We start from the raw sequence: 7,827 nt of genomic DNA, 5'->3' as shown, positions 1-7,827 counted from the left end.
CAGCAAAAGGAGACGGATTCCCACGAAAAACGACCGCCCACTGGGCGGTCGTTTTTCTCGGAATGACGGGGGTTGTGCACTTTGCGTATTTTGCAACAGGCCCTTTTTGCGTTTATTCCATTCCCATCAGAATCTTCTCCGCCGTAATGGGCAGGGAGCGCACCCGCACGCCGGTGGCGTTGTACACCGCGTGGGCGATGGCAGGGGAGGGGGTGTTGATGACCACCTCGCCGATGGACTTGGCCCCGAAGGGGCCGTTGGGCTCATAGCTCTCCTCAAACTCCACCCGGATCTCGGGCAGGTCGGTACGGCAGGGGATCTTGTAGGTCATAAAGGTGGAGTTGACCATCTGCCCTTTGGGGTCGTAGTTGATATCCTCCAGCAGGGCCATGCCGATGCCCTGGGCGATGCCCCCTTCGGTCTGGACCCGGGCCAGGTTCTTGTTGACCACGGTGCCGCAGTCCACCACGCCCACATAGTCCACCACCTTGGCCTCGCCGGTCTCCAGGTCCACCTCCACTTCGGCAAAGCCCGCCATAAAGGGGGGCGGAGAGGTGGGGCTGCAATGGCTGGCGGTGGCGGTGAGCCACTGGGGCCCCACCCCGGCCACCAGCTCCTGGGCCAGCTTGCTCAGGGTGATGGAGGTCTCCGGGTGGGTACGGTCAAAGACCACGTCCCCGTCGAACTCCGCCCGCTCCGGGTGGATATTCAGCCGCCGGGCCCCCGCCTGGGCGATCTGCTCCTTCAGCTGAGTACAAGCCTTCACCACGGCGGAGCCGGTAACATAGGTGGTACTGGAGGCGTAGGAGCCGGTATCGAAGGGGGAGTGGTCGGTGTCCACCCCGTCCACGGTGATCCGCTCCATAGGGCAGGTCAGGATCTCAGCGGCCATCTGGGCCAGAATGGTGTCGCAGCCGGTGCCCATGTCGGTGGCCCCGATCATCAGGGTGTAATAGCCGTCGTCGTTGAGCTTGATGGTGACAGAAGCGGTGTCCAGGGCGGAAATGCCTGAGCCCTGCATGGTCACCGCCATACCCACCCCCCGAACCCGGTGGTCGTCCACCTGTACCCGGGGGTATTTCTCCTTCCAGCCGATCAGCTCCATGCCCCGCTCAATACACTGGGGCAGATGACAGCTGGTGAGGGGCTCATTGTAGTAGGCTGCCATGTTCTCTCCCACCTGGGGCAGGTTCATCAGCCGCAGCCGGGCCGGGTCCATACCCAGCTTCTCCGCCAGCTCGTTGATGGCCGACTCCATAGCGAAGCAGCCCTGGGTGGCCCCGTAACCCCGATAGGCTCCGGCGGCCATGGTATGGGTGTACACCACGTCCCAGGAGAAGCGGAAGGCGGCCTGCCGGGCGTAGAGAGGGATGCTCTTATGGCCCACCAGGCCGATGGTGGTGGTGGCGTGTTCCCCGTAGGCCCCGGCGTTGGACAGGGCGTGCATGTCCACAGCCTTGATGACGCCGTCCTTCGTGGCCCCGACCTTCACGTGGACCCGCATCTGGTGGCGGCTGTTGGAGGCCTGGAAGGACTCCTTCCGGGTGTAAATGATCTTGGCGGGCTTGCCGGTGCGCAGGGTGACCAGGGCGGGGAAGAGCTCGCTGACCAGGGTCTGCTTGGCCCCAAAGCCCCCGCCGATGCGGGGCTTCACCACCCGCACCATGGTCTTGGGCAGGCCCAGGGCGTGGGCGATGGTGCGGCGGCAGTGGAAGGGCACCTGGGTGGAGGTAATGACGTTGAGCCGCCGGTTGTGGTCCAGGTAGGTGTAGGTGCGGAAGGTCTCCATCATGGCCTGGGCGTTGGCCTTGGTGTAGTAGGTCTGATCCACCACCACGTCGCAGGCGGCCAGGGCCGCCTCCACGTCGCCGTGGGCGTCGCAGCCGGTACACACCAGGTTGCGCCTGGGGTCGCCCCCGTCCTCATAGTGGTGGAACCAATCCGCCTCCGGGTGGACCACCACCGGGTTGTCCAGGGCGGTCTCAAAGTCCAGCACCGGCTCCAGCACTTCGTACTTCACCTGGATCATCCGCATGGCCCGTGCCACGCAGTCCTTGTCCCGGCCCGCCACGATGGCCACCGGGTCCCCCACGTAGCGGACGGTGCGCTCCAGGATGTACCGGTCGTAGGGGGAGGGCTCCGGGTAGGACTGGCCCGCCAGGGTGTAGCGGATCTGGGGCACGTCCTCCCAGGTGAGGATACAGGAGATGCCGGGCACCCGGCTGGCGGCGTCCTTGCGGATGGACTTGATGCGGGCGTGGGCATGGGGGCTGCGGAGTACCTGGACCACCAGGCAGTCACGGGGCACCATGTCCTCGGTGTACACTCCCTTGCCGCCGGTGAGGGCGGCGCCGTCCAGCTTGGGAATGGGCTGATTGACGAACTTCAGGTTCATGCGTACACCTCCTTCTCCCAGGGCTTGTCGTGCATCCAGGCCCGCAGGGCCCGGGTCTGCCCGGCGTAGCCCGAGCAGCGGCACAGGTTGCCCGCCAGATAGTGGGCGATCTCCTCCTCGGTGGGGTCGGTGAGCTCCCGGCGCATGGCCAGCACCGCCATGATGAACCCGGGGCTGCAATAGCCGCACTGCTCCGCTCCCTGGGCGGTCATATACCGGCCGAAGGAGGCGGCCTCCTCCTTCACCCCCTCCAGGGTGGTGACGTTCAGGCCGTCGGCCCGGGCGGCGGGGTAGGAGCAGGACAGCACCGGCTTGCCCTCCACCCACACGGTGCACAGGCCGCAGTTGCTGGTATCGCACCCCCGCTTCACGCTGACATAGCCGTACTTGCGCAGAAAATCCAGCAGCATCATATCGTTGGGGATGTGCTTGTTGTACAGCATCCCGTTGACGGTGATCTTGACTTTCATCGGTTCCCCTCCATGCAGGTCTGGGCCGCCCGGCGCACCAGCACGGCGGCCAGCTTCCGGCGATAGTCCGCCCCGGCCCGCAGGTCGGAGCCGTAGGTCAGCTCATGGGCGGCGGCCTCTCCGGCGGCCTCCGGGCCCTGGCCCTGATCCAGGCAGGCGGCGGCCTGGGCCGACAGCATGGCCCGGGCGGGCCGGGCCCCCACCGATACCTTCCATTTGCCCTCCAGGCAGCTTACCGCCGCCGCCAGAGTGGGGAAGTCGGTGGAGGAGCGGCGGACGCTCTCATAGGCGGCCCTGCGGCCGTCGTCTTTGACGCGCACCTTTACCAGAATGTCATCAAAGGCGATGGGGGAGGCCATAAACTCCTCCAGAGGCACCTCGCCCCCCCGGTAAAGCACCACTGTGGTCTCCAGAGCCAGCAGGGCGCAGGTCAGGTCGGAAAACCCGAACCGGGAGAACACTGAGCCCCCCAAGGTGGCGCAGTTGCGGAACTGCACCCCCACGATGTGGGACACGGCCTGACCCAGCAGGTTGTCAAACCGGGATGTGACCGCAGGGTCTGTCTCCAGCTGGCGCAGGGTGACGCAGGCCCCCAGCTCCAGCCAGCCGTCCTTCACCTCGATCTGGTTCAGGCCCAGCCGGGTCAGGTCGATGGCGCGGCTGATGCGGCGGCGGCCCAGCTTCAGCCAGCAGCAGCCCCCCAGCACGGCGGTGTTGCGCACGTCCCGCTGGAGCAGCTCGTCGGCCTCGGCCAGCGACTCCGGGAACATGTAGGTTTTGATGGTGTACAAATCCCATTCCTCCCCCTAAAACGGGTGTTCTCTCTTTTGGCAACCCCCATTATACCGATTCCCCTGGGGCTTGTACAGGGCGGAGCCAAAATTTTTTGAAGGGTCTAACTTGTCTCCCGCCCCAAAAACTCCTCCAGAGCGGGCCTGTCCAGCAGCCGCAGGCTCTTGTAGCCGGTTTTGACCCAGCCCAGCCTGTCGAACTCCCCCAGCACCCGGCTGACGGTGACCCGGCTCACCCCCACCGAGGCCCCGATGTCCTCATGGGTACACCGTACCGACCCGTCGGGCCCGGGGGTCATGGACAGCAGGTGGCGGGCGATGCGCTTGTCCGCCTGGAGGAAGGCGCTGTCCACGTGGCCGGACAGCAGCCGGATGGTGCGGGCCAGATACTCCAGCATGGACACGGCCAGGCCGGGATGGCGGGCAAACACCGCCTCCAGCCGGGGCCGGTCCACCGCCACCAGCCGGCATTTCGTCACCGCCACCGCCGAGGATACCCGGGGCTTGCGGTCGAAAAAGGAGGCCTCCCCAATGAGCTCTCCTCCATGGTGGAAGGTGAGGATGCGCTCGTCCCCATCGCTGGAGCTGATGAAGCATTTCACCGTCCCCGACACCACATAGTAAAATTCCTCCGCCCGGGTGTCCTGGAGGTAGATGAGCTGGCCCGGGTCCTTTTCCTTCACCAGCCCGTTTTCCGCCAGGGGGGCCCAGATGCTGTGGAGCTGTTCCATGGGATCGCCTCCTATGTCCGTAGGGAGCGATGCCCACATCGCCCCGTGTCTCAAAATTGTAACACACTTTACATTCTTTCGGCAAGGGGGTATGTTATCCTGTTGCCAACAAGAAATAAGGAGGCGCCCGATTATGGGAATGACCATGACCCAAAAGATCCTGGCCCGTCACGCCGGACTGGACCAGGTGGTACCCGGCCAGCTGGTGGAGGCCAGGCTGGATCTGGTGCTGGGCAATGATATCACCGCGCCGGTAGCCATCACCGAGTTTCGCAAGGCGGGGCTGACCCAGGTATTTGACAAGGACAAGATCGCCCTGGTGCTGGACCACTCCACCCCCTGCAAGGACATCAAGTCCGCCCAGCTGTGCGCCCAGGCCCGGGAGTTCGCCAAGGAATTCAACATCACCCACTTCTACGACGTGGGCTGCATGGGCGTGGAGCACGCCCTGCTGCCCGAAAAGGGCCTCACCGCCCCCGGCGAGTGCATGATCGGCGCCGACTCCCACACCTGTACCTACGGGGCGGTGGGCATGTTCTCCACCGGCGTAGGCTCCACCGACATGGCCGCCGGCATGGCCACCGGCCTTGCCTGGTTCAAGGTGCCCGCCGCCATCAAGGTCACCCTCACCGGCAAGCTCCAGCCCTGTGTCTCCGGCAAGGACGTGATCCTCCACCTGATCGGTCAGATCGGCGTGGACGGGGCCCTGTACAAGTCCCTGGAGTTTGCCGGGGAAGGGGTAGGGGAGCTGTCCATGGACGACCGCTTCACCATCGCCAACATGGCCATCGAGGCCGGAGCCAAGAACGGCATCTTCCCGGTGGACGACAAGACCCGGGCCTATCTGGACGGCCGGGTGACCCGCCCCTGGGAGGCCGTGGAGGCCGACCCCGACGCGGTATACGACCAGGAGGTGGTCATTGACCTGAACACCCTCCAGCCCACGGTGGCCCTGCCCCATCTGCCCTCCAACACCCGCACCATCGACCAGGTGGAGGGCACTCCCATCCAGCAGGTGGTCATCGGCTCCTGCACCAACGGCCGTCTGGACGACCTGCGGCAGGCGGCGGCGGTGCTCAAGGGCCGCAAGGTGGCCGAGGGCGTGCGGTGCATCGTCATCCCCGCCACCCAGCAGATCACCTTGGACGCCATGGCCGAGGGCCTGATCCAGATCTTCATCGAGGCGGGCTGCGCCGTGTCCACCCCCACCTGCGGCCCCTGCCTGGGCGGCCACATGGGCGTGCTCTCCGACAACGAGCGGGCCATTTCCACCACCAACCGCAACTTTGTGGGCCGCATGGGCCCCGTGTCCTCCGAGATCATTCTGGCCAACCCCGCCGTGGCCGCCGCGTCCGCGGTGGCGGGCTGCGTGGCCGATCCCCGAACGCTGTAAACAGCGTTCGGGCCCCCATATTTTTCTTCCTCGGGGCAAGTGAATTGCCCCTGCGGCAAGGTTTTGCCGTGCAAAACCCTTGCGCGCGCCACTTGGCGCGTCCCGCCTGCGGCGGGTCCCGACGTACCAAATAAGAAAGGGTGACATCCTTGAAAGTATATAAGTACGGCGACAACGTGGATACCGACGTGATCATTCCCGCCCGGTATCTCAACGCCCCCGACGAGAAATCCCTGGCCTCCCACTGCATGGAGGACATTGACGCCAGCTTCGCCTCCACCGTGGAGGAGGGCGACATCATTGTGGCGGGCAACAACTTCGGCTGCGGCTCCTCCCGGGAGCACGCCCCTCTGTCCATCAAGGCCAGCGGGGTGAAGTGCGTCATCGCACCCTCCTTTGCCCGCATCTTCTACCGCAACGCCATCAACATCGGTCTGCCCATCATGGAGAGCGCCGAGGCTGCCGCCGCCATCCAGGCGGGGGACACGGTGAGCGTGGACTTCGCCGCCGGTACCATCACCGACGAGACCCAGGGCAAGACCTGGCAGGCCGCCCCCTTCCCGGCCTTCGTGGACAACATCATCCAGGCCGGCGGCCTGCTCAACTCCCTGAAAGCGCGAGGTGTGGCGAAATGAATTACAAAATCGCTTTGATCCGGGGCGACGGCATTGGCCCCGAGGTGGTAAACGAGGCCGTGAAGGTGCTGGAGGCCGTGGGCCAGAAATTCGGCCACAGCTTCACCTATGAGGACGTGCTGCTGGGGGGCTGCGCCACCGACGCGGTGGGGAAGAGCTACCCCGACGGCACCGCCGAACGCTGCAAGGCCTGCGACGCCGTCCTGCTGGGGGCCGTGGGCGGCCCCAAGTGGGGCTCTGACAAGCCCGCAGAGCAGCGGCCCGAGACCGCCCTGCTGGCCATCCGGAAGGATCTGGGGCTGTACGCCAACCTGCGCCCCGCCGCCCTGCGGCCCGCCATGGCCGACGCCTGCCCCCTGAAGAAGGAGACGGCGGAAAAGGGCATCGACCTGATGATGGTCCGGGAGCTCACCGGCGGCATCTACTTCGGCCAGCGGGAGAAGTACCAGACCGAGGACCGGGGCCTGGAGGCCGCCGACCGGATGGCCTACTCCGAGAAGGAGATCGAGCGCATCGGCCGCCGTGCCTTTGAGCTGGCCCGGCTGCGCCGGAAGAAGGTGTCCAGCGTGGACAAGGCCAACGTGCTGGAGACCTCCCGCCTGTGGCGGAGCGTGATGCACCGGCTGGCGGAGGAGTATTCCGACGTGCAGTACGAGGACGTGCTGGTGGACAACTGCGCCATGCAGCTGGTCCGGGACCCCGGCCAGTTCGACGTGGTGGTCACCGAGAATATGTTCGGCGATATCCTGTCCGACGAGGCCTCCATGGTCACCGGCTCCATCGGCCTGCTGCCCTCGGCCTCCATCGGGGACACCGCCCCCGGGCTGTACGAGCCCATCCATGGCTCCGCCCCTGACATTGCCGGCCAGGACAAGGCCAACCCCATCGCCACCATCCTGTCGGTGGCCATGATGTTCCGCTACTCCTTCCACCTGGCCGCTGAGGCCGACGCAGTGGAGGCGGCGGTGGACGCCGTGCTGGCCGAGGGCTGGCGCACCCCCGATATCGCCGAGCCCGGGGTCACTCCCATCGGCACCCGCCAGATGGGCGACCTCATCGCCGGGAAAATCTGAATCTGACCCCAACGGGCCTGCCGCAAAAACGGCAGGCCCGTTTTTTGCCCCCGCACACGGTTCGATCCTGTCCGTAGGGGCGACCTGCGGTCGCCCGCCGTCCCGTCACCGCACCCGTTCCGTCCCATCCGTAGGGGTGGGTCCCAGACCCGCCCGCACGTCCCGGGGCAGGAAACGGCCCGCTGGCCGCGCCGGGGTCGTCGCGGCCCACGCACACGGTTCAGTCCCGTCCGTAGGGGCGACCTGTGGTCGCCCGCCCGTCCCGGGGCGGGAAACGTCACGCCGGGCGGCCACAGGCCGCCCCTACACAACCGGCGCAGGTCTGCCCGTAGGGGCGAC

General features: G+C 66.2%; 7 protein-coding genes. 3 read left to right on the top strand and 4 right to left on the bottom strand.

Annotated elements, in window-relative coordinates; genetic code table 11:
* Positions 1 to 112 precede the first annotated feature (112 nt).
* From H6B51_RS15435 to H6B51_RS15420, 4 genes are all read right to left on the bottom strand, one after another.
* Positions 113 to 2,389: a xanthine dehydrogenase family protein molybdopterin-binding subunit gene (locus H6B51_RS15435; protein ID WP_335342187.1), complete on the bottom strand. Its 2,277-nt coding sequence runs from the start codon at positions 2,387 to 2,389 to the stop codon at positions 113 to 115.
* Positions 2,390 to 2,391: 2 nt separating this feature from the next.
* Positions 2,392 to 2,865 carry a (2Fe-2S)-binding protein gene (locus H6B51_RS15430; RefSeq protein WP_204884524.1) on the bottom strand — a complete coding sequence of 158 codons (474 nt, stop codon included), beginning with the start codon at positions 2,863 to 2,865 and terminating at the stop codon, positions 2,392 to 2,394.
* Positions 2,862 to 3,656 (bottom strand): FAD binding domain-containing protein, encoded by a 795-nt coding sequence (locus tag H6B51_RS15425; protein ID WP_243421354.1) that lies wholly within the window; start codon positions 3,654 to 3,656, stop codon positions 2,862 to 2,864. Before H6B51_RS15425 ends, H6B51_RS15430 begins: the two co-directional genes overlap by 4 nt.
* A gap of 104 nt (positions 3,657 to 3,760) precedes the next feature.
* A complete protein-coding gene (locus tag H6B51_RS15420; RefSeq protein WP_204884523.1) occupies positions 3,761 to 4,387 on the bottom strand; it encodes a Crp/Fnr family transcriptional regulator in 627 nt (208 codons plus the stop codon).
* A 133-nt stretch (positions 4,388 to 4,520) separates the two neighbouring features.
* On the opposite strand from H6B51_RS15420, the gene leuC reads away from it, so the two are divergent.
* The 3 genes from leuC to leuB all read left to right on the top strand — a co-directional run bounded on the left by leuC (position 4,521) and on the right by leuB (position 7,488).
* Positions 4,521 to 5,780, top strand: coding sequence for a 3-isopropylmalate dehydratase large subunit (leuC, locus tag H6B51_RS15415; protein ID WP_204884522.1), 1,260 nt, complete (start codon positions 4,521 to 4,523; stop codon positions 5,778 to 5,780).
* Positions 5,781 to 5,929: 149 nt separating this feature from the next.
* On the top strand, positions 5,930 to 6,415 hold the full coding sequence (locus H6B51_RS15410) for a 3-isopropylmalate dehydratase small subunit (RefSeq protein WP_204884521.1): 486 nt from the start codon (positions 5,930 to 5,932) through the stop codon (positions 6,413 to 6,415).
* The gene (gene leuB, locus H6B51_RS15405) at positions 6,412 to 7,488 is read left to right on the top strand and encodes a 3-isopropylmalate dehydrogenase (RefSeq protein ID WP_204884520.1); all 1,077 of its coding nucleotides are present in this window, start codon (positions 6,412 to 6,414) and stop codon (positions 7,486 to 7,488) included. The genes H6B51_RS15410 and leuB overlap by 4 nt, the downstream gene beginning before the upstream one ends.
* Positions 7,489 to 7,827 lie beyond the last annotated feature (339 nt).

The sequence above is a fragment of the Pseudoflavonifractor phocaeensis genome (genome assembly GCF_016901955.1).
Taxonomy (GTDB): Bacteria; Bacillota; Clostridia; order Oscillospirales; family Oscillospiraceae; genus Flavonifractor; species Flavonifractor phocaeensis_A.
The sequence above is the reverse complement of the archived record's forward strand: the minus strand, read 5'-3'. Positions and strand labels throughout refer to the sequence as shown.